Raw genomic sequence first — 21962 nt, 5'->3', positions numbered from 1 at the left:
TGTGCCTAGCTTCGGCAGCAGTAAGACTAATCAGAAGGCAGAATCAGCTAGCCGGATAATAAGACTTGCTGCCGCTGAAAATGGCCTGGTCTTCGTTCCGCTATATGAGGCGACTAGGGGCAAGCTTAACCCCCTGCTTGATTATGCAGCTGATTGGTTTCATCCTAATAGTCGCGGCTATCAAGTACGGGCCGAGGCTTTCTGGGAAAAGCTAGAGCCGAGAATATAGTTTTACGATTATATTTATTGTATACTCTGGTACGTGCTTAGGGGTAGCCATACCTTTAAAATTACTCAAGCATGGGGATGTAGCTCAGTTGGCTAGAGCACCTGCTTTGCAAGCAGGGGGTCGAGGGTTCGAGTCCCTCCATCTCCACCAAGAAAAGAGTCTCGGCGTCAGCCGGACTCTTTTCTTGGTGGAGAATATACTTGAGAACCGACCAGATCAGACCCAGGCGGTAGACCTTCGAAGCCCTACTCCTCGGGCGCATCTGTATGGTGCAGGCGCAAATGCGTCTTTATTTCTGTACTAGTCCCCCGGATAAGATGAAGTTCGATACCTCTGATCGTTTCCCTTCTACTGGCCTCAAGTCTTTGTTAGCTACCACTACCATCTCGCCTAAGAAGGAGAATGGATCGGGCAGATAGACACTAGAGTGCTGGCTGAGACCAAACTGCTCCAGACCTGAGCGAGTTACAAAGCCGAATTTTATCTCACGACCTTCCTCGCGGGTTACTATAACCGGGTTTTCAAATATTTCCCGGGAGAAGTTGAGGATTAGTACAAACCGTTTCATTGAGGTAAATATCTGGTTCAGAAAGGGGAACTTGCCCAGGCCACGGAGAGCTCTGCGTTTAAAGTAAGGCTGAAGTCCGCCAGTTATTACAGCTCCGACGAGAGTAGTAATTAGGATAGCTATGCCGAGAGTAGTTACGCCGCTTATGAATCCCACCCCTGTAGGCAAGACGATGGAGAACAGTTCTCGCACTAGGGTAATAACCAGTAAGATCGGCAGAAGGAAGAGCAGCCCTTTAATGAAGTAGGTGGTTAGCTTTCTCATGCTGTTATTGTCCCACAAAACAAAAAATGTCGCCAACTCGTGGCGATAGCGACCTAGAGCTTGACAAGGCAATCCGCTTACGTATATAGTTGAACGTAAGTATAGAAGTTAGAAATAAAAACTAATAATATAAAAAGAGTTCAATATGCCAGAAGAAAAACCAGATTTGCCACAACCAGCAGCAGCCACCCCGGATGTTCCTAATACGTCGCCCCCGTCTCCAGGAGTAACACCACCGGTCGATACCAGCTTTGACACCAGCCCACTTCCGGCGGCTAATCCAGCCGAAGTTAATTTAGCTGGTCCAGATCGCTTTGCCGAGTCAAGCACAGATCAAACCATGGGTGACCCGGCAGCATATGGCGCCTCATCTGCTAATGGTGACGTTTCATCCCGCCTAGATCAATCTCAGTCCTCGAGCTTTCCACTCCAAACTGGAGCTAATAATACGGGTGCTTATATGGAGCAGCCATCTCAGTCGCACAAGTGGATCTTAATTGCGCTTAGTGCTCTTATCTTATTAGTAGCGTTGGGCGGTGCGGGCTGGTACTTCTTTTGGAGTGATGCTAGCTCAGAGGGGCCGACTGTCCAAGAGCCGGTAGCCACTCCAGACTCAGAGCCAGAGGTGATCGAGGTAGAGGTTGACGGGATTGAGACTGAGGATGCTACTCCGACAGTAACCGGTACAGTAGATGACCCAGAGGCTACTGTGACAGTTTTGGTAGATGGCGAAGAGTATGAAGCCGAATTAGCGGTTGATGGTACATGGTCCGTAGAGATAACGCAGGAACTGGCAGCCGGCACGTATAATGTGACGGCCACAGCCGATAACGGAGTGCTGCAGGGGCAAAACGATAGCTCTAGCGAGCTAGTAATAGTCGCAGCTCAGCCTGAACCGGAACCCGAGCCCGAGCCTGAGCCGGTGCCAGAACCAGAGCCTGAACCGGAAGCGATTCCAACCACCGGTCCAGAGCAGCTGCCAACTACCGGTCCCGCCTAGTATCAGTTTGGATTCGGTCAAAGCATCATAACGCCTGTCGCTAGCGACAGGCGTTATGATATGCCATAATACAGCTTAATGAGAGAAGATATACGGAATCGATTGCGACGTAGCCTGGGCTGGAGTGTCAGTCTGAGCGTCGCCCTTATCATACCGCTTTACCTGTGGCTTAGGCTGCCCGAGCTAATCGGTGAGGTGTCAACTCTCCGCCATGGCTTAACTGTCGTGGCTAAAGTGGGGGCATTTACCGGTTTCGCTAGCTTTATGTGGTCGTTGGTGTTGGGGGCGCGACTGAAATCGATTGATAAGCTCTTTCTTGGTTTAGATAAGGCCTATAAGGCACATCGTATCTTTGGTAGCTATAGCTTTATCGCCATTGCCGTACACGCTGTAGCGATCACAGCGGCTATCGCTATGAGCGCTCCACTGGGAGCACTGCGAATGTGGGTACCGGGGGTCGACGCGGTGGTTACATGGGGAGTAATCGCTTTCTTGGGCATGGCCGCTCTCTTAACAGCGACAGTGTTGTATAAACTACCATATCAAACCTTTTTGACGGTTCACCGTTTACTGGGGCTGTTGTTGGTACCGGCCGCCCTGCACACCTTCCTAGCTAGCGGTCATCTTCTGGATAACCCGGCTTTACGGCGGTATATGCTGATCGTGACATTCATCGGTGCTCTCAGTTATCTGTATCATTCGGTTCTGGGAGAATGGTTAACTAAAAAGTACCCTTACCGGGTAGAGGCGGTTAACCATCTGGGGGAAGACATCACTGAGATTATTCTGCAGCCGAGCTGGCATCCGGTCAGTTTTCGACCGGGTCAGTTCGGCTACTTGAGTATGCGGGATGCTGCGGTACAACGAGAGGCGCATCCGTTCTCCTTTAGCTCGAGCCGTCACGATCGTCAGCTTGGCTTCGTCGTTAAAAATTTGGGGGATTACACGGCTAAGATCGGGGAGGTGCATCCTGGCGTCCGAGCTATTGTCGACGGCCCATATGGCAATTTTAGTTATCTCAACTCAACTAGTCGTCGTCAGATCTGGATCGCCGGTGGCATCGGTATCACGCCGTTCCTCAGTATGGTGCGGAGTTTTCCGGATAAGCTGCGGTACGATATCGACTTCTTCTACTGTACTAAGTCAGACACCGACGCCTTATTTCATACGGAGCTAACCGCAGTGGCTAAGCGCCATGCCGGCTTTCGAATGCACCACATCTGTGAGGAGCGGGAGGGATTCATGAATTTAGAGTTGCTACAGCAGCGAGCGGACATCCAGGCCGCCGCTATCTTTATCTGTGGTCCACCACCGATGTTAAACGGTCTGCGTAAGCAGTTCGTTGCTGCTGGAATCGACGAGGATCGTCTGCACTACGAAGAGTTCTCTTTCTAGCTACTGGACGGCTAGGGCTATCCACTCTATAATGAGGGGAAAGATAAAAACCAAAGTATCAGAGGTATTTACAGGCGTTATTTTCCTGTGATACAATCCAGCTTGCGCTATGAGCTTAAGTGATTGCCGATTATAGGGGTCAGCAGTCATTTAGGCTTTGCATTTTTAGGGAGCTTAGAACGTTAACAAACATTTAGCAAATAGCTGTACTATTTGCTAATTAAGTTGGTGTGAAATCCAAGAACTTCAACAGTTCTTGGTAATGCAAAAGACGAGAAAGGGCGCACAGCGGATGCCTTGACATACATTCACCGACGAAGGACGTAGTAGGCTGCGATAAGCCTCGGGGAGCTGCCAAACGAGCTATAATCCGGGGGTGTCCGAATGGGGAAACCCGGCTCTGGTAATACAGAGTCACCGCTATCTGAATATATAGGATAGTGCGAGGGAACCTGGGGAACTGAAACATCTTAGTACCCGGTGGAATAGAAAGCATATGCGATTTCCTCAGTAGTGGCGAGCGAAAGGGAAACAGTCTAAACGATATAAGTTTTCGAGTATTAACTTACACGAATAAGCTGACAGGCGAATACTTGTATCGGGTTGTGAGATATTAGACGACTCTCGATATCATCTCTGGTTGATAAATAGTTATCGCTAGAGATGATATCGAGATGAAGATCGACTGTCATAGATCTGTAAGGTTACAAATTGCTGGGTTAGGAGAAAGTTCTGGAAAGGACTGCCAAAGAGAGTGAAAGCCTCGTATCCGAAAACGTAGCAACCTTATGTTTTTTATCTCGAGTAGGTCGGAACACGTGAAACTCTGACTGAATCTGGGAGGTCCACCTTCCAAGACTAAATATGATGTATGATCGATAGTGAACAAGTACCGTGAGGGAAAGGTGAAAAGAACCCCGTAAGGGGAGTGAAATAGACCTGAAACTGTGTGCCTACAAGGAGTCGGAGCTCCGATTTATCGGGGTGACGGCGTGCTTTTTGTAGAACGATCCAGCGAGTTACTTTATAAAGCTAGCTTAATCCGCATAAGCGGAGTAGGCGTAGTGAAAGCGAGCCTTAATAGGGCGAAATTAGTTTTATGAAGTAGACCCGAAACCAGGTGACCTATCCATGGGCAGGCTGAAGCGGACGTAACAGTTCGTGGAGGGCCGCACCAGGACACAATGCAACGTGTTTGGATGACCTGTGGATAGCGGTGAAATGCTAATCGAACCTGGAGATAGCTGGTTCTCCTCGAAATAGCTTTAGGGCTAGCGTTGTGTGGTAGCAGTTGGAGGTAGAGCTCTGATTGGGTCTGGAGCGGGCAACCGTATCCATCCCTGTCAAACTACGAATACCGATCGTGGAAGCACAGCAGTTAGAACGCGGGGGCTAAGCTCCGCGCTCGAAAGGGAAACAGCCCAGACCGCCGATTAAGGTCCCTAAATCCAAACTAAGTGGGAAACGAGGTAGAGTCGCAAAGACAATTAGGATGTTGGCTTAGAAGCAGCCATTCATTTAAAGAGTGCGTAACAGCTCACTAATCGATTGTGATTCTGCGCGGAAAATGTAACGGGGCTAAGTTTGGTACCGAAATCGCGGACTCTAGTATGAGACTAAGCTTATAGTTGTGCTTATTGATTTCTGATTAAGATATGAACGAATAATTTTCGCATAAATTCGAAGTGAAATACACTATCAGGGAAAAAGAGCAGTGAACGTAAGTGAACTTGAGATGAAACCGTAGGTTTTGTCTCATACTGGAGTGGTAGAGGAGCGTTCCTTGCAGCGTTGAAGGTGAGCCGGAAGGCCAGCTGGAGCGCAAGGAAGTGAGAATGCTGGAATTAGTAGCCATAAGAAAAGTGAGAATCTTTTCCACCGAAAGAGCAAGGTTTCCTGAGCCATGGTAATCATCTCAGGGTTAGTCGGTCCTAAGCCCAGGCGTAGTGCGTAGGCGATGGACAACGGGTTAATATTCCCGTACTAGTGATGTTGTTGTATCGCGTTGTGCGGTATGGTAGCGCAAGCAGTTTTTTGGCTATAACTGTCTAAGTGTCTAGTTTCCACTTTTGTGGAGGTGAAGCACGAATGCGATCCCGATTACGGGAGAGTTGCGCAAGCCAAACCGACCGGAAAAGACGCGATACGTATAAACATAGCTAACCGTACCGCAAACCAACACAGGTGCTCAGGTCGAGTAGACCAAGGTGTACGAGAGAACCTTCGTTAAGGAACTCGGCAAAATAACGGCCGTAACTTCGGGATAAGGCCTGCCCCGCACCCTTTTAGGGTGTAGGGCCGCAGTAAAAGAACTCAAGCGACTGTTTACTAAAAACACAGGTCCGTGCTAACACGAAAGTGGATGTATACGGGCTGACGCCTGCCCAGTGCTGGAAGGTTAAGGGAACGAGTGCAAGCTCTGAACTGAAGCCCCAGTAAACGGCGGCGGTAACTATAACCGTCCTAAGGTAGAATGCTGCCTTAGTAGGGTGAATGACCCTCTTCTCGTTTTTCCTCTCGTGTGAGGTTTCGAGAAGAAAATCTGGCTATATGCTGGAAACCCCGTGTCCTAAAAGGACTGTAGTATCCTGCGCTAGTAATTGTATGTTCGTATACTGTTCGGTATACTGAATATATGGTAACTAATAATGCGACAGGTGCGGACAATCAGCAGGGAAGGCTAGATCCGTGGTGGATAAACGGTTTCGTTGATGGGGAGGGCTGTTTTGCAGTCAGCGTATTTAAAAACGCTACTACTCTTTCTGGATATCCAGTATTTCCAGAGTTTGTAGTAACCCAAGGCGCTAAGAGCCTGTCGGTCTTAGAAAGTATTCAATCTTTCTTTGGCTGTGGTAATATATACGTCAATACGAGATACGATAACCATCGTGAGCCACTGTATCGCTACTGCGTCAGATCTATTAGAGATATTCAGGAAAGGATAATTCCATTCTTTGAAGTCTATCCATTACAAACTGCTAAACAGCAAGATTTTATTATCTTCTGTGAAGTAATAGCAATGATAGCTAGAAAGGAACATCTGAGTATAGAGGGTCTCGTTCAGATACGACGACTAGCGGCGAATACGAATCGGCGAAAAATACGGAACTAGAACCCTCAGAGACTATACGCCGGACTCCAGATGGAGAAGATATAGTCCGATCCCTATAGCGATATAGGGTGTGGCGAGAAATCGTGCCACTAGAAAACATGCGTATCTAAAGTAAATATAACTTAAGATTTGAGCGAAATTCCTTGTCAGGTAAGTTCTGACCCGCACGAATGGCGCAACGATTTGAATACTGTCTCAACGAAGGACTCGGCGAATTTGCATTGCCGGTAAAGATGCCGGCTACCCACACCAGGACGAAAAGACCCCGTGGAGCTTTACTACAGCTTGACATTGGATTGGGGTACACTTTGTGCAGTATAGGTGGGAGACTTTGAAGCTCAGGCGCTAGCTTGAGCGGAGTCACCAGTGAAATACCACCCTCAGTGTATCTTTGTTCTAATCTCAGCCACAAGGTGAGAATGATCAAGTGATTACTATGAATTTAGTGACATTTTTGATGTAGAAACAGCAACACATACGGAGTAAAATGTCCTAACTTCAACAAACTAGTAATTACTTACATTAGATCGTTCTTAGCTTCTGGCTGAGAGACAGTGTCTGGTGGGTAGTTTAACTGGGGCGGTTGCCTCCTAAAGAGTAACGGAGGCGTTCAAAGGTTGGCTAGTCTCGGATGGAAATCGAGATGATAGTGCAAACGCATAAGCCAGCTTGACTGTGAGGCATACAAGCCGAACAGGGACGAAAGTCGGAGTTAGTGATCCGCTGTTTTTAGTACCTTCGTGGTACACACATGAATGTGGTATCGGCAGCGCTCAACGGATAAAAGTTACCCCGGGGATAACAGGCTTATCGCGCCCAATAGTCCACATAGACGGCGCTGTTTGGCACCTCGATGTCGGCTCATCACATCCTGGGGGAGGAGCATCTCCCAAGGGTTCGGCTGTTCGCCGATTAAAGTGGTACGCGAGCTGGGTTTAGAACGTCGTGAGACAGTTCGGTTTATATCCGGTGTGGGCGATGAAACTTGAGCGGAGTCACTCCTAGTACGAGAGGACCGGAGTGAACGAACCTCTGGTGTACCGATTGTCGCGCCAGCGGCAGTGTCGGGTAGCTACGTTCGGCAGGGATAAGTGCTGAAAGCATATAAGCACGAAGCCCCCCACAAGACTAGGTTTCGTTTGAGACCACAGGTAGACCACCTGTTTGATAGGCACTAGGTGTACGCACGGCAACGTGTTTAGCCGAGGTGTACTAATAGGTCAACGTCTTTTGTGTTTTGATTCACGTCCAACTTAATTAGTAATTACTACAGCTATTTTCGGCCTGCAAGTTCAGGCACCGATGTTAGTGCTGTCTTTGTAACAACATTAATATCGGTGCCTATAGCACCAGGGCAACACCCGTTCCCATCCCGAACACGGAAGTTAAGCCTGGTAGCGGCGATGATACTCCTTTAGGGGAAAGTAGCTCGGTGCCGAATATGAGATTGACCCTGGGTTTAACACCCAGGGTTTTTCTTTTAGTAAGACACTTATTTAGTAGGCTACATTATTGGTAAAGAAGAGCTACTTAATATATGCACAGTAGTAGAGTTTGAATGATTTAGCCCTATCGCTCTCACTGCCGGCAGTGAGAGCGATAGATTCAGTGGCAATGAGAATAAACTCCGTGGTAAGGATAAACGTAGAGTTATCTACTACTATTTATTTAATGTATTTTTTACAATGTATGCAATAACAACACTTTAATTATTAAAAATTTGAAGGTATAAGCTAGGGGTGATCAATATGGCTGACTCGATCAGTTAGATTAGAGTGGTTGAGGATAAACTACTGAGCTATCACTAATGATGTAGACCTAGCCATTCTACTGCTAATATCTCTGCTTTTTGAGAGACTATTAATTAGACTGGGGAGAGCAGCTATATACATCGGTTAAAGTTACTTAGTAAGAAAAGCTAGTCTAAGTAATTAGTTTCCACTAGGTAGATGCAGGTAGAAGTGTTTGCTTTAGAGGGCCCGGATACCTGGCTTATGTCTTAGTTCTCTTGTGTTGCCTGGGTACAATAAGGGTCTATTTTTCCAGCTGGTTGTAGCTCCTATCCAACTAGATGAAGCGGGATTAGCTATAGGTCGCACAATTAGTATAATTATACTCTCTACCATAAGCTTGACAACAAATCATAGTTATGTTAATAATAAACACAAGCGACACATGAGGTATAATTAAATAATGGGCCTAGATAACTACTTGAAAAAGTATGGGCCAGTGAGGAGTGAGTTATGGCAGGAACTAAAAACGGCGGCGTACGCGCTGCCCAAACTAACAAGCAACGACATGGAGCGGACTTTTACGCCCGGATCGGACAGGCTGGTGGTCGTATCAGTCGCGGCGGCGGATTTGCCGCTAACCGCGAACTGGCCCGTAAGGCCGGAGCCCTGGGCGGTAAGCGCTCACGGCGTGGTAAAGCTAAGGTCGCTGCCTAAGCGCAGTTCCTGATAGCTTAGAGAAACGACCCCGAATTTCGGGGTCGTTTTCTTTGCTAGGGCGAGCCTAGTGTTTGAGCTGGTCTAAATAGTAGTTCAGGCTATTAGCTTGAACTGCGGTTGAGTACATAATTATTAGTAATGGTAGTTAGCTGGATAAATTGGCGAGTCTGACTAAGACCGATCGGAGAAGTGAGCAGTGGTTAAAGCGCTGGAACTTGACAGGGGCGGCAGTGGGAGCGGTTAGGTTGCAGGCTGAGAGTGCGGGCGACCTGCCAAGTGTGTCGACACATAAAGCAGCGGTAATGCTTGGGGTCGAGCTGAATGCCGTGAAAGTCACACTCTGGACAGCGGGAGCGCTTGTAGAGCCAGACCCGGTAGGTCTCTAGACAACGGTCGATGTGGGCCTCATCTACCGCTACGCCGAATTCGATGGCTTTAGAGACGGCGTATTCCCATGCCTCCATCTCCATATTGAGTAGGTTTAGATCTGAGTGGTAGTCCTGGTGGTCGAGTTCGGCGTGGCCGATCTCGTGCAGCAAGGCGAGGCGACCGCGGGCGGTGTCAAACTCGGTCTCGTCATAGAACACGGTACGGCGCCCCGGCGACCAGACAAACTGGTTACCGCTAGTGAAGGTAAGTCTGGGGTAGTGGAGTATGATCTCGTTCATTGGGTGTTAGGCCTCTCCTGCTATTATAGCGCATCCGTAAACCGGTGCTAGCTCAGGGTACTTAGCGACTTTAACTTCGGGTAGAGGGAAGACGCCGTCGTGCAGAGCGGCTAGATGAGTGTTCAGCGCTGCCTGGAAGCGGTCGAAGTGGACGGCCATGCCGCCGCTTAGGACTACTCGATTGGGCTCGATGAGAGCGGCCATATTGTAGATACAGCTAGCTAGATCACTAGCGTAAGTGTCCCAGATAGCAGGATCGCTAACTTCGTAGCCAAACTTACCGAAACGTCGCTTGAAGGCGGTACCGCTGATAAGTTCCTCCCAAGTTTGGGGCTTTTCACCACGATTAGCTATCATGTGGCCACCTTCACTGCCGGGTATGAACTCCGGGATCTGCCCGTCGATAATGATACTGGTACCGACGCCGGTGCTGATGGTAATGTATAACAGATTTATGCAATCCTGACCGTGACCGATTCGGGCTTCAGCTAGGCCACCGAGAACGGCGTCGTTGGCAATTTTAAAGGGGTAGCTACAGTGAGATTTGACCATATCGTGCAGAGGCACGGACTGCCAGTTAAGTGTGGTGGTGTTAGTGAACAACCCATCATGGTAGTAGCCAGGCACAGCGATACCGAGACCATTTACGGCGGTTCCGCCAGCTAACTTAGCGATAGTTTCAAAGACACTAGTTATGAGCTGACCCGGCTCGGTTGGAGTCTTAAACTTTTCCGACTCAAGCATACTCTCGGGCGCGGAAAAACTGGCTACTAGGGTCTTGCTGGCTCCGATGTCTACGCCGATATACATATGACTAGTATCAAGCATCGGGCTCACGGTCGCAAGTTAATGCTACATAGGACAGTTAATTTCAACTCCTGACAAGTTTATGGTATTGCTCGTCTGGCGCTACCGTACTATAATCAAGGTAAGCAATTCAATCAGTGAGGAGATAGATATGGATAGATTCAGTAATGTACGCAACTACTTAAACAGCGTGAACCGCAGTGTTTTACTGGCTATCGGGCTAGTTTTAATCGCGGGTCTCATCGCAGCTGTCTTTGTCTATGGTGAGACTGAGGATGGTGATACCGACACTAACGGTACGCAGATTACGCAAGAGACCGCACCGAACACTTCGGATCCGGTGGCAGCCACCGGCGAAGGTGCAGAGAATAACAACGAAAACAGTGAAGCTACGGTAGCTGCTGATGAAGATGAAACTGTCGGCGAGAGTACAACTGAAACGGCCGATGCGCTTCCAAATGAATTAGCCCAGACTGGCCCGGCTACACCGGCCATCGCCCTGGGTCTACTCGGAGCTAGTGCTTATCTCTACCGTCGCAGTCGCCGAGAGATGGTAGCCGTTCGTCTGCAGGTATAGGGGCTCTACTCCTGCCAGACGCAAGCAGCTGCAGACGATTTATGCCTAAGTAGCCGTAATCGCCCGCTCTTAGCTGTAGCTATTTAGCTCACCCCTTTACTCCTTGAGTGAATTGCTTTATAAATAAGGGTAATCCTTTGCCGTTAACGGGCGGTTGTGTGTGATGAGACGACTCAGTAGCGATGACTGATTTAAGCGTTCGCGTGAGTCTAAACTACTAGCACAACTACTCCAGCAGCAATAGGAAATCGATACGACATGAAGGAGGACATTTATAATGTCTAAACTAACGATGGACGAGCTGCTAGAGGCTCATCCGCTTATAGCACTGGAGGCCGGTGCGATCATAGAAGGCACCGTAGTAACGGCGCACAAACGCGAGATCTGGCTCGATATGGGACCTTACGGTCTGGGGCTGGTGGCGCGACGGGAGTTAAACCCGAATCACGGCCTCAAAGAAGGGGATACGATCAGCGCAAGCGTGATCGAGCCCGACTCAGACTATGGCTTCGCTATTCTGAGCCTTAAGAAGGTAGCAAAAGAAAAGGGCTGGGATATCCTGCAAAAATACTTCGACGACGGGGAGATGTTTGAGGTAAGCGCCTACGACGCTAACCGCGGCGGTCTACTGGTCGAGGTGGAAGGTATTCGGGGCTTCCTGCCAGTATCGCAACTGTCAGCTAAACACTATCCACGGGTTAGTAATGCCGACAAGGACCAGATACTGCAGAAGTTAAACGAGTTGACTCGGGAGACGCTGAACGTGCGTATTCTCGACCTAAACCGGGAGGAGAACAAGCTGATTCTGTCTGAGAAAGCTGCCAAACGGGAAGAGACTAAGCAGCGGCTAGAGAAGCTTAACGTTGGAGATGTCGTGAAAGGTACTGTGACCGGCACAGTCGATTTCGGTATCTTCGTCAGTACCGAGGGCATCGAAGGTTTGATCCACATCTCTGAGATTTCTTGGGATCGAGTAGCTAACCCGGCCGATTACGTTAGTCAGGGTGACGAGGTTGAGGCTAAAGTCATCGCTATTGATGGTGAGAAGCTAAGCCTTTCGATGAAGCAGCTCCAAGAAGACCCATGGCTGGAGCAGATCAAGGACTATAAGCCCGGTCAAGAGGTGGAGGGCACGATTACACGGGTAACTCCGTTTGGAGCCTTCATCCAGATCGCTCCGGCGATCGAGGCGTTAGTCCACGTCTCCGAGCTCGGTGAAGGAGCCGATCCAGCCGAGCACTTTAAGGTGGGCGAGAGCCAAAAGTTCCGCATCATCGATATCGACACCGACTTACGGAAGATCTCTTTAAGTACTCCCAAGTAGCGAGAGCTGAGCTGTATCCCGATAGCCAGGATACAGCTCGGATGGCCAGCCTGGTCGAGCGGCCGCCAGCAGTAGTTTAACGATTAAGAGGTAACCACCATGGATAAGACAGTAGCAATTTCAACTCCGATTACAGTTAGTGAGTTAGCTACCGCTATCGGTGTGGAGCCCGCGACAGTAGTCGGCGAACTAATGAAGAGCGGCATTTTAGCGCAGCTTAACGACACGCTTGATTTTGAGACGGCCGAAATCGTAGCTAGCGAGCTTGGGGTGGAGCTGAGTGAGGATTCGAGCGATACAGCACCTAGTAAGCGGGAGCCAGCCGGTCCGCAGTTAAGCGTACTCGAGGCCGGTGTAGGTGAGCCCCGTCCGCCAGTAATAGCGGTGATGGGTCATGTCGACCACGGCAAAACCACTCTGCTTGACGGCTTGCGCAACAGTAATGTCGCAGCCGGTGAGGCTGGCGGCATTACGCAGCACATCAGTGCTTATCAGACGGTACATAACGACCGGACGCTCACCTTTCTCGATACACCCGGGCATGAAGCCTTCTCGATCTTACGAGAGCATGGAGCTAGATTGACCGATGTAGCGATCATCGTTATCGCGGCCGATGACGGCATAAAGCCCCAGACCGAAGAGGCGATCCGTTATGCCCAAGAGGCCGGAGTACGGATAGTAGTAGCGGTCAATAAGATTGACAAACCAGAGGCCGATCCAGCGCGAATCCGCCAGCAGCTGGCCGACAAAAACTTGATTCCGGAGGAGTGGGGCGGCGAAACCGTAGTGGTCGACATCTCGGCCGAACGCAAACAGAACCTGGATAAATTATTAGATATGGTGATCTTGGTCGCGGACATGGAAGATCTAAGGGCCCGCGGTAAGGGGCCGATGGAGGGTACTGTGATCGAGGCACAGATGATTACCGGTAAAGGAGCGGTGGCGACCGTTTTAGTCCAGCACGGTCAGCTCGATATCGGTGACTTTATCGTGGCTGGCGATGTTTATGGTAAGGTGCGTAGTCTGGAAGATTACACCGGTACGCGTATTAAGCGCGCCACTCCCTCGCAGCCGGTAGCGGTTTCGGGCTGGAAGACGCCACCGCATTTAGGCGCTTTTGTATATGAGGTGAGCGATGAGAAGGCCGCCCGGACAGCAGCAGATGCTGCCAGTAGCAGCCTGGCCAGTACCAGTAGCATTACTCAGGCCGATGCGATGACAGCGGCGATGACGGCCGGTCAAGCCAGTACGATTCCGATCTTACTCAAAGCCGATGTCGATGGGAGCTTATCCTCGGTACGGCAGAGTATTGAGCTGCTGAAGACGGCCGAGGTGCGGCCAGAGATCGTGAGTACCGGAGTCGGTCCGATCTCCGAGTCAGATGTAACTTTGGCTGAATCTTCAGGCGCACGTATTCTCGGTTTTAATGTCAGTGTACCGAACCGTATCAAGCAGTTAGCGCTGCAGGCCGGGGTCGAGATCAAGCTTTATTCTGTGATCTATGAACTATTAGATGATCTGCGAGAGGATCTAACCGCTCTCCTGGCACCGGAGATTATTGAAGAAGAGATGGGTGCGCTGAAGGTTAAAGGCGTGTTTAAGACGGCTCAGAAAGAGACTATCTGCGGTGGGGAAGTGACCCGTGGCAAGCTGACGCCTGATCTACTGGTACGGATTGCTGACGGGGAAGAGATCGGTACGGTTTCGGCTCTGCAGCGAGAACAACAGGCGGCTAAGGAGATCGTGCAAGGTGAGATGTGCGGAGTCAGTATCGCTACTCGACAGAAGGTTAAACTAGCCGAGGGCGATGTGCTCGAGTTCTTCACCCGGACTTCACACCAGCGGAGCTTGTAGTGTCGAGCCGACGGGCCGAACGGCTAAGTTCGAGCATTCACCGTGGCGTAGCCCGTGAGTTGCAACAGCTGTTTCCCCGGGAACATGTCACCGTGAGTGAGGTCGAGATTACCAGTGACGGCAAATTTGCCGTGATCTGGATATCGATCTTAAACGACGCGGAGTCCGAGCAGCTGTTTGCCCGTGTCATCGCCCATCAGGGTCGACTGCGTAGTGCTGTCACGAAGGAGGCTGAACTGCGTCGAGTACCGCAGATCGAGCTACGGCATGATCGACGCGCCCAGCGCGCCCAGGAGCTTGATCGCTTAACTCGTGGTGATAGCGCTTAGTTTTCTCTAGCCCTGACGCGTTAAAATGCTATACTAAATTCATATAAGGGTATCTTATGCTTAAAATCGATTACGCATTATTAGAAGAGGTCGGTCTGGGGCAGCTACCGTTCGAGGAGAAAGATCTGCTGATTACTCAGATTCGGGAACAGTTGGAGCTACGAGTCGGTACCCGCTTAGCTGACGCGATGAGCGATGCCCAGCTGGACGAGTTTGAACAATTTATCGACTCGGAAGATGAGCAAGGTGCGCTGCAGTGGCTGAGTCAGAACTTTCCTGACTATCCTAAGGTAGTTCAGGGCGAACTGGAGCAGTTGAAGGGCGAATTGAAACAGCAGTCGGCGCAGATCAAGCAAGTTATCGAGAGCGACGCTAACAAGCCATCCCAGTAGTTAGCCCTCGTCCTCCAGTACGGCCACTCCATCTCTATTATCACTTACACAAGCCATAAGCTCAGTACTCTTTTATTTACGATCGTAAGTAAAAGAGTAGAGTGCAGTGATTAGATAGGGCGGGTGAGGTGACCACGGGCGAAGTCCTGGCCGCTCATCTCGCGCTTACCGGCCGGAATGAGACGGTCGATGATAAGTGCACCGGTCTGGCAGTAAACGAGTAGCTCTCCGGTCTCCGTCACTAAGAACTCACCGGGCGCACCGCTCAAGTTTATGGGATGGGCGGTCGTAATAGTTACGGTCGTGGCATTGATCTCGGTCCGGCTACCGGGCCAGCCTAAGTAAGCTCTGATCTGACGAGCGATTTGTTCGGCCGGTTGCTGCCAATCGATCAGACCGTCGTTTTTTTGTATTAACGGACAGTAAGTGACGGCTGCTTCATCTTGGGGTTCAGGGGTAAGTTCGCCCTCGAGAATGTCTGGTAAGGCTTGGGTGAGGACTTGGCTGCCGAGTTCAGCTAGTGATTTATAGAGTTCGGGCTTGGTCTCAGCGTCACTGAGCGGTAGATGTGCTTGCGTATAGATGGGCCCGCTGTCCATGGCGGGAGCAAGGCTCATTAAGGTGACGCCGGTCTCTGTATCACCCTCTAGGATGGCTGCTTCGATCGGTGAAGGGCCACGCCAACGCGGCAGCAAGGAGGCGTGCACATTGACTAGACCGGAAGAGAAGTGGTCGAGCACGATCGGGGGCAATATCATACCGTAGGCGACCACTATGCCGGTAGTAACACCGGTGAAATCGGTGAGAGCAGCGGAGAGGGCTGCCTTATCAGGTGGCTGGATGAGGGGTAGGTCATGCTCCAGTGCGATAGTCTTAACTGCCGGTGGGCTTAAGCTACGTCCGCGGCCCTGGCGAGTATCGGGCTTGGTGATAACTACGGCTATGTTAAAGCCGGCCGTGATTAAGCCGCGTAAGCTGGGGGCGCTGAAGTCAGCGGTGCCAAAGAAGGCGAGCGGTGTCGACTTGCTCGGGCGGGAGCGGTTCGAGTTTGCCATCATCTAATATCCTATAAAAATTATCGGGGGCTACGTGATCGACGAATAGTTTGCCGTGAAGGTGATCGATCTCATGCTGGAAGACGCGGGCTAGAAAGCCGGTGGCCTTCAGCCGGACCGGCTGCCCGTCGACACCGATGGCACGAATTCGTACGATTTCGTGTCTGGGGACCAGTCCGTAGGTATCAGGAATACTGAGGCAACCTTCAGCTTCGCTGATGATTTCGCCTTCACGCTTGGTGATTTCAGGGTTGATAAAGACCTCAAACTCCCGACTGCGCTTATCTTCCGGATTGAGGCGTACGATGACGATACGTTCACATTCACCAATCTGTACGGCCGCTAAAGCCACCCCAACCTCACTGCTCCGAGTGGCCTCCCACTCTAGAGTAGCGTGCTCCATGCGAGCGATAACTTCTAGCGTTTCCGAGGTGATAACCCCGACCCGGCTAGAGCGCTGCCGTAGGCGTGGATCTGGTACACTGATGATTTCACTCTTCGACATGGATTAAGTATAACCGAGGTGCGGCGGAGAGTTAAGCCCGTGCTTTAGCCGTAAGACCGGCCTTAACCGCAAATAGTAAACCTACCTCCATCTTAACCCAACTCTAAATTACAAGGGCTGGTAATCTATTTATGTGGTAGATCAAGAGACTCGGACTTCATCTCGATGTACTGTATTTTTATATTTACGATCGTAAATATAAAAATACAGCTAGGAAAAAAGGATATCTAAGTGAGGATTAGAGCAGGTCGATGGGGTCGAGGTCGGCGCGCCAATTACTAGGTAGGGTAGGGACGATCTGGCTCAGTTGGCGGCGCTGGGGGCTGGTTATGATTAGATGCCAGTACCAGTGGCCGCCGGCCGTCTCCTGCCAGGAAGGGGCCGGCCCGCGGATAACTACTTTAGGATGAGCGGCGGCGATTGTGCGGGCCAGTTTGGTAGCGGCACTCTTAGCCCCGGCCCTAGTCTTACGTTTGCAAGTTAACTTTAAGACATAACGATAGGGCGGGTAGCCGAGGCTTTTGCGGTCGACCAGTTCGCCAGCGATAAATTCGTCGAATTGCTGGGTAGAGGCTAGCTTGATAGCTGGGTGCTCCGGGGAGTAGGTCTGGATGACGACCCGGGCCGGTTGATCGGCCCGACGGCCGGCCCGGCCGATGACTTGGTGCAGGAGCTGATAGGTGCGCTCGCCAGAGTAGATATCCGGGATGTGCAGTAGAGTGTCGGCTAACACCACTCCGACTAAGGCTACTTGAGGTAGATCGAGACCCTTAGCAATCATCTGGGTACCGATTAGGATGTCGATCTCCCCTTGGCGCAGCAGCTTAATCGTATCTTTAATCGTCTTATGAGAGAAGCTATCACGATCGAGCCTGAGGACGCGGGCCGAGGGAAAAAGTTTTTTAACTTCGGTTTCGACTCGCTTAGTACCAAAGCCGACAAAGCGCCAGTGCAAGCTGCGACAGTCGGGGCAGCTGGCGGGTAGTTGATTGGTCCGGCCACACCAGTGACACTGCAGAGTACCGCTGTCTCCGTGCCAAGTCTGAGGTACGGCGCAATCGGGACAGGTGGCCACGGAGCCACAGTCGGCACAGAGTACCTGAGAAGCACTACCGCGTCGGTTTAAGAAAAGTAGACTTTGCTGTTGATTATTTAGGCTGTCACGTAGAGCACTTACTAGGGTCGGCGAGAGGATGGCGTTTTGGTGGCGCATATCGATAATGTCGACATAGCGGGGGTTAGAGTGGATTGGAGCCGGTAGCTCGAGTAGCTGTAGTCGTCCGGCCCGAGAGAGAAAGATGTCTTGGGTCGAGGGAGTGGCCGAGCCGAGTACCAGCTTGGCTCCAACTAGCTCACAGAGCTTGGCGGCTACATCTCGAGCGTGATAGTTGGGTGACTGCTCCTGTTTGTAACTGCTTTCGTGGCATTCATCGATGATAACTAGACCGAGGTCGGCGCGAGGTAGAAAGAGGCTGGAGCGGGGACCGATGATGGTGACCGGTTCGTTAGCAGTTAAGGCTTGACGCCAGACGGCGCGGCGCTGAGCGGCTGTCATTCGGGAGTGAGTGATCAGGATTTGGCCACCGAGTTCACGTTCGAACTCGGCTATGACCTGAGTAGCTAGAGCGATCTCTGGTACTAGCACGATGGCCGACTGGCCCTGCGCTAGCATCTGCCGACAGAGTTCGATGTAGACGGCCGTCTTGCCGGAGCCAGTGACACCGTGCAATAGCCAGGAGCGTTCGCTACCACCTAGGATTGTTTTGATCACTCGTGACTGGGCAGTAGTTAAGTGGTGATTCTGTGAGTCAGTGGCAGTTTGTAGCTCGGTGGTTCGGCTAGTGATGTCAGGACGAGACGGCACTAGCAGGCGGAGCGCATCACTTAACTCGCTGGCGTAGTAGTTGGCGATCCACTTAGCTAGCGGTAGGGTATGGTCGGGGATAGGGGGCAGGTCGATGAGAGCGGTAATCGCCTTAGTAGTGAAGTTCGGCGCAGCTGTGCGGCCAGTAACCATACCGTAGGCTGTAGTGCTGCCAAAAGGGATTTTGACCAAGCTGTTCTCAGCTACCGCACTATCCGCGTGGTAGGTCAGGGTCGATTTGCCCTTTTTCCCGATAGGGGTGACTTCCAGATAAACCTTACTCATGGTCTCTATTATACGCACCCGCTGCTAGCATTTGTCTCGGTATGGATAGATGTTAAGTTTATCGGTACACTAAGTGAGATGCGAGTTTTGCAAAACTATAAATACGATACGGGTAAGTAGATGTACCTGCATGATCGGCAGGAGGCCGGAAGACTACTGGCGGCCTCTTTAGTAGAAAAGTACCGTTTTGAGGATACGGTAATCTTGGCACTGTCGCCGGGCGGAGTGGTAGTAGGGTACGAGATAGCTAAAGCTCTGCACGCTCGGCTTAGTTTACTGCTAACCGAGCCGATCCCAATGCCGGGCGTGGCCGAGAGTGAGGTGATCGGCCTAATCGATCAAGAGGGACATTTCACCTATAACAGTATGATACCGACCGGACTGCTGACGGAGCTGGTGAGTGAGATGCACAGCTATATCGAGTCGGAAAAGCTGCTGAAACTACATAAGTTATCCCGAATTATGAACGAGGAGGGGCTAATCGACCCCAGTCAGTTCTACGGGCATCACGTCATCATCGTTAGTGACGGCTTTAAGAACGGGCTGTCTTTCGATGCAGCGGTTAACTATCTTAAACCGATTAACACCGGTAAGCTGATCGCGGTTGCCCCTAACGCTTCGGTTAGAGCGATCGACCGGCTACATATCGCGGCGGATGAGATCTACGTCAGTGATGTGGTGGCTAACTACCTTGATACCGACCACTATTTCGAGGATAATACCTTACCAGATATTCAGCAGCTCATGAACGAGATAATCCACAAGTGGGAGTAATGCAGATAAGACGGAAACTACGCTGGCAGTTGATCGGTCTCGGCCTCTTCGCGTTGATCGTAGGCGGACTGAGCTATCCCAATGAGATGCAGCTGTTGCGGCCGCTGGGTATCAATACCGACCTCAGCGTGCAGCGCGGACTGGATCTGCGCGGAGGAGTTTATCTAGTTTATCAGGCCGACATACCAGAGGGACGAGATACGGAAGCGGTGTTGAGTGAGACGGTAGCGCGGATCCAAAATCGGGTTAACCCGACCGGTGCTAGTGAGGCAGTGGTGCGGGCGGCGCAGAACGATCAAGTGACAGTTCAGATCCCCGATGAAGATGACCCCCAGGCCGTTATCGAACTGATCGGTCAGACGGCTCAATTGGAGTTTTTTGAGTTTGTCTCCGGTGGTGAGTCGGTCGAGACTCAGCTGGTTCCGACCGAGGTGAGCGGTGAGGATGTAGCCGAGGCCGAGGCCGTCTTTGATCAGTTTGGCCGACCAGTGGTAAGCTTGCAGTTTGAGAGTGGCGAGTCGACCCAGAAGTTTGCTGAGATGTCGACGCGGATTTATAACAGTGGTACTCAAGTGTTAGCTATGCTAGATGGCTTGCCGATTTTCGGTCCAGTGCCGTTTCAGCAGCCGATCCTAACTGGTGAGTCTCAGCTCACTGGTAGTGAAAGCATCCAAGAGGCGCAGGAGACCGCCACTCTACTAAACTCCGGTGCCCTACCAGCACCGATCGAGTTAGTGGCTCAGCAAACCATCGGTCCGAGCTTAGGCGCAAACGCTCTACAGGCTAGTCTAGTGGCCGGGGCGGTCGGCTTGCTGGCCTTAGTGTTGTTCATGCTTGTCATCTACCGGCTGGGTGGGGCGGTAGCGGTAGCGATGATTGGCTTGTATGCGGCCAGTATGATCACAGTGTTCAAACTCTCGGTTCTGCCGATCTTTGGGGGTAGTGCTATCGTGCTGACTTTGGCCGGAATCGCCGGTTTTATCATGAGTATTGCGGTGGCGGCCGATGCTAACATTCTCGTGTTAGAACGACTGCGGGAGGAGCGTTCGAGCGGATTAGCACCGGTTAAGGCGGTTGAGGCCGGCTTTAATCATGCTTGGAGCAGCATCAGGGACGCTTCGACGGCCACTTTGATTATCTGTGTCTTGCTTTATCAACTGGCCACGGAACCGGCTATCCAGGGGTTTGCTTTGGTTCTCGGTATCGGTGTGATTATGAACGTGCTGGCGGTAGCAGTGGTAACCCGCACTTTGTTACGCGGGGTGGCTCGCACTAAACTGGCGGGGAGGCTGTAGATGGATATTATCGGTCGGCGCAAATTCTACTACGGTATCTCGGCTGCGATTCTGCTACCTGGTCTTATCTTCCTGGCCGTTTTCGGTCTTAAGCTCGGTATCGATTTTACCGGTGGTACGGTAGTCTCGGTCGTAACCGAGCTCAGCCGGGAAGAAGTGACGGCGGTCGTAACTGCAGCCGGCGTCGATGACCCTCAGCTGATTGAGACTGGGGAGAGCGGCTTTCAGATTCGCTTTGTCGATGAAGTAGCCATCGAGCCGACGCTGGAAGCGGCCGAGGGAATAGTGGTCGAACGTCTGGAGCAAGTCGGTCCTTCCGTTAGCAGCACTCTAGTTAAGAACGCCCTGCTGAGTCTGCTGGCGGTCTCCGTAGCGATTACGCTTTATGTGGCCTTCGCTTTTCGTAAGTTGGAACATCCGATTCGCTACGGGGCGATGGCGATCGTAGCCCTGCTGCACGATGCGCTTTTCGTCCTAGTGCTGTTTTCGGTCTTCGGCCGCCTCTTTGGAGTCGAGGTCGACTCATTTATCGTAACGGCAGTGCTGACGGTGATCGGCTTCTCGGTGCACGATACGATTGTTGTCTTCGATCGGATTCGGGAGAATCTGCTCCGTAAACAAGGGGAGTTTATCGATATCGTCAACACTAGTATTAACGAGGTGATGGGGCGGTCTCTCAACACTTCAATCACTACTATCTTAGTGCTGCTGGCGCTTTTCTTGCTGGGCGGTAGTAGTACTTCTAACTTTATCTTGGCCTTGCTGCTGGGTATGCTCTCGGGGACTTATTCTTCGATCTTTATCGCCGCTCCCTTGCTCGTTAGCTGGCAGAATTTTCAAGCTAAGCGCAACTCTAACGCCACTTAGTTCTACTCCCGGCGGGGTAGACTTTCGTAGTTTGTGTTGTTAAAATAACACCATGAGGAAATCACTATGCTAGACGTTTTTATCACATCTAAGACCCGGCGGAAGATCATCATTCTTTTCTCCAAATATCCGGACTATCAGACCCATATCCGGGGGATGGCTAAGCTGATTCATGAGGATGCCGGTAACATCCAGCGCGAGTTGCGTAAGCTAGAGGGCGTCGGCTTTTTAAAGTCACGCAAACGAAGCAATACGAAGATTTACAGTGTCGATCAACGCTTCCCTCTTTTCAAAGAGCTGCAGAGCATGGTACTAAAGAGCCAACACCATAAGTAGGGTCTAGGTATT

General features: G+C 51.1%; 19 protein-coding genes, 1 tRNA gene and 2 rRNA genes. 16 read left to right on the top strand and 6 right to left on the bottom strand.

Annotated elements, in window-relative coordinates; translation table 11 throughout:
* Position 1: 1 nt before the first annotated feature.
* Together WD467_01210 and WD467_01205 are read left to right on the top strand one after the other, a co-directional pair.
* Positions 2–229, top strand: coding sequence for an SGNH/GDSL hydrolase family protein (locus WD467_01210; GenBank protein ID MEX2452517.1), 228 nt, complete (start codon positions 2–4; stop codon positions 227–229).
* Between the two features lie 73 nt (positions 230–302).
* A tRNA-Ala gene (locus WD467_01205) sits at positions 303–379 on the top strand.
* 139 nt (positions 380–518) lie between these two features.
* On the opposite strand, the gene WD467_01200 is transcribed toward WD467_01205, so the two are convergent.
* Entirely contained in the window at positions 519–1061 is a 543-nt protein-coding gene (locus WD467_01200; GenBank protein ID MEX2452516.1) for a DUF502 domain-containing protein, read from the bottom strand.
* Positions 1062–1206: 145 nt separating this feature from the next.
* On the opposite strand from WD467_01200, the gene WD467_01195 reads away from it, so the two are divergent.
* From WD467_01195 to WD467_01175, 5 genes are all read left to right on the top strand, one after another.
* The gene (locus tag WD467_01195; GenBank protein MEX2452515.1) at positions 1207–2061 is read left to right on the top strand and encodes an Ig-like domain-containing protein; all 855 of its coding nucleotides are present in this window, start codon (positions 1207–1209) and stop codon (positions 2059–2061) included.
* Positions 2062–2139: 78 nt separating this feature from the next.
* Positions 2140–3456 carry a ferredoxin reductase family protein gene (locus WD467_01190; protein MEX2452514.1) on the top strand — a complete coding sequence of 439 codons (1317 nt, stop codon included), beginning with the start codon at positions 2140–2142 and terminating at the stop codon, positions 3454–3456.
* Positions 3457–3720: 264 nt separating this feature from the next.
* A 23S ribosomal RNA gene (locus WD467_01185) occupies positions 3721–7804 on the top strand.
* Positions 7805–7901: 97 nt separating this feature from the next.
* Positions 7902–8009 (top strand): 5S ribosomal RNA (gene rrf, locus WD467_01180).
* A gap of 802 nt (positions 8010–8811) precedes the next feature.
* Positions 8812–9015, top strand: a complete 204-nt coding sequence (locus tag WD467_01175; GenBank protein MEX2452513.1) for a hypothetical protein — start codon at positions 8812–8814, stop codon at positions 9013–9015.
* 203 nt (positions 9016–9218) lie between these two features.
* Here the strand turns inward: WD467_01175 and WD467_01170 are convergent, their stop codons facing one another.
* Entirely contained in the window at positions 9219–9686 is a 468-nt protein-coding gene (locus tag WD467_01170) for a hypothetical protein (protein ID MEX2452512.1), read from the bottom strand.
* A gap of 6 nt (positions 9687–9692) precedes the next feature.
* Positions 9693–10496, bottom strand: a complete 804-nt coding sequence (locus tag WD467_01165; protein MEX2452511.1) for an ROK family protein — start codon at positions 10494–10496, stop codon at positions 9693–9695.
* A gap of 79 nt (positions 10497–10575) precedes the next feature.
* On the opposite strand from WD467_01165, the gene WD467_01160 reads away from it, so the two are divergent.
* The 5 genes from WD467_01160 to WD467_01140 all read left to right on the top strand — a co-directional run bounded on the left by WD467_01160 (position 10576) and on the right by WD467_01140 (position 14969).
* A complete protein-coding gene (locus tag WD467_01160; GenBank protein MEX2452510.1) occupies positions 10576–11070 on the top strand; it encodes a hypothetical protein in 495 nt (164 codons plus the stop codon).
* A gap of 277 nt (positions 11071–11347) precedes the next feature.
* Positions 11348–12394 carry a S1 RNA-binding domain-containing protein gene (locus WD467_01155; protein ID MEX2452509.1) on the top strand — a complete coding sequence of 349 codons (1047 nt, stop codon included), beginning with the start codon at positions 11348–11350 and terminating at the stop codon, positions 12392–12394.
* A 99-nt stretch (positions 12395–12493) separates the two neighbouring features.
* Complete coding sequence (infB, locus tag WD467_01150; protein MEX2452508.1) at positions 12494–14248, top strand: translation initiation factor IF-2; 1755 nt, start codon at positions 12494–12496, stop codon at positions 14246–14248.
* Positions 14248–14577, top strand: a complete 330-nt coding sequence (locus WD467_01145; protein MEX2452507.1) for a ribosome-binding factor A — start codon at positions 14248–14250, stop codon at positions 14575–14577. Before infB ends, WD467_01145 begins: the two co-directional genes overlap by 1 nt.
* A gap of 56 nt (positions 14578–14633) precedes the next feature.
* Positions 14634–14969 carry a DUF5663 domain-containing protein gene (locus WD467_01140; protein ID MEX2452506.1) on the top strand — a complete coding sequence of 112 codons (336 nt, stop codon included), beginning with the start codon at positions 14634–14636 and terminating at the stop codon, positions 14967–14969.
* A 110-nt stretch (positions 14970–15079) separates the two neighbouring features.
* Here WD467_01140 and fmt read toward each other — a convergent pair whose 3' ends face one another.
* The 3 genes from fmt to priA form a co-directional block, all read right to left on the bottom strand.
* Positions 15080–16027: a methionyl-tRNA formyltransferase gene (gene fmt / locus WD467_01135; GenBank protein ID MEX2452505.1), complete on the bottom strand. Its 948-nt coding sequence runs from the start codon at positions 16025–16027 to the stop codon at positions 15080–15082.
* Positions 15960–16529 (bottom strand): peptide deformylase, encoded by a 570-nt coding sequence (gene def, locus WD467_01130; GenBank protein MEX2452504.1) that lies wholly within the window; start codon positions 16527–16529, stop codon positions 15960–15962. The genes fmt and def overlap by 68 nt, the downstream gene beginning before the upstream one ends.
* Positions 16530–16767: 238 nt before the next feature.
* Positions 16768–18678, bottom strand: a complete 1911-nt coding sequence (gene priA / locus WD467_01125; GenBank protein MEX2452503.1) for a primosomal protein N' — start codon at positions 18676–18678, stop codon at positions 16768–16770.
* A gap of 120 nt (positions 18679–18798) precedes the next feature.
* Between priA and WD467_01120 the strand changes: the two genes are divergently transcribed.
* The 4 genes from WD467_01120 (at position 18799) to WD467_01105 (ending at position 21950) form a co-directional block, all read left to right on the top strand.
* Positions 18799–19452 (top strand): hypothetical protein, encoded by a 654-nt coding sequence (locus WD467_01120; GenBank protein MEX2452502.1) that lies wholly within the window; start codon positions 18799–18801, stop codon positions 19450–19452.
* Positions 19452–20747: a preprotein translocase subunit SecD gene (locus WD467_01115; GenBank protein MEX2452501.1), complete on the top strand. Its 1296-nt coding sequence runs from the start codon at positions 19452–19454 to the stop codon at positions 20745–20747. The genes WD467_01120 and WD467_01115 overlap by 1 nt, the downstream gene beginning before the upstream one ends.
* Entirely contained in the window at positions 20748–21614 is an 867-nt protein-coding gene (gene secF, locus WD467_01110) for a protein translocase subunit SecF (protein ID MEX2452500.1), read from the top strand. It begins immediately after the preceding gene.
* 66 nt (positions 21615–21680) lie between these two features.
* Positions 21681–21950, top strand: coding sequence for a winged helix-turn-helix domain-containing protein (locus WD467_01105; protein MEX2452499.1), 270 nt, complete (start codon positions 21681–21683; stop codon positions 21948–21950).
* Positions 21951–21962 lie beyond the last annotated feature (12 nt).

The sequence above is a fragment of the Candidatus Saccharimonadales bacterium genome, assembly GCA_040903985.1.
In the GTDB taxonomy this organism is placed as follows: Bacteria; Patescibacteriota; Saccharimonadia; order QS-5-54-17; family QS-5-54-17; genus JBBDUI01.
This window is presented reverse-complemented; position numbering and strand designations above follow the sequence as displayed.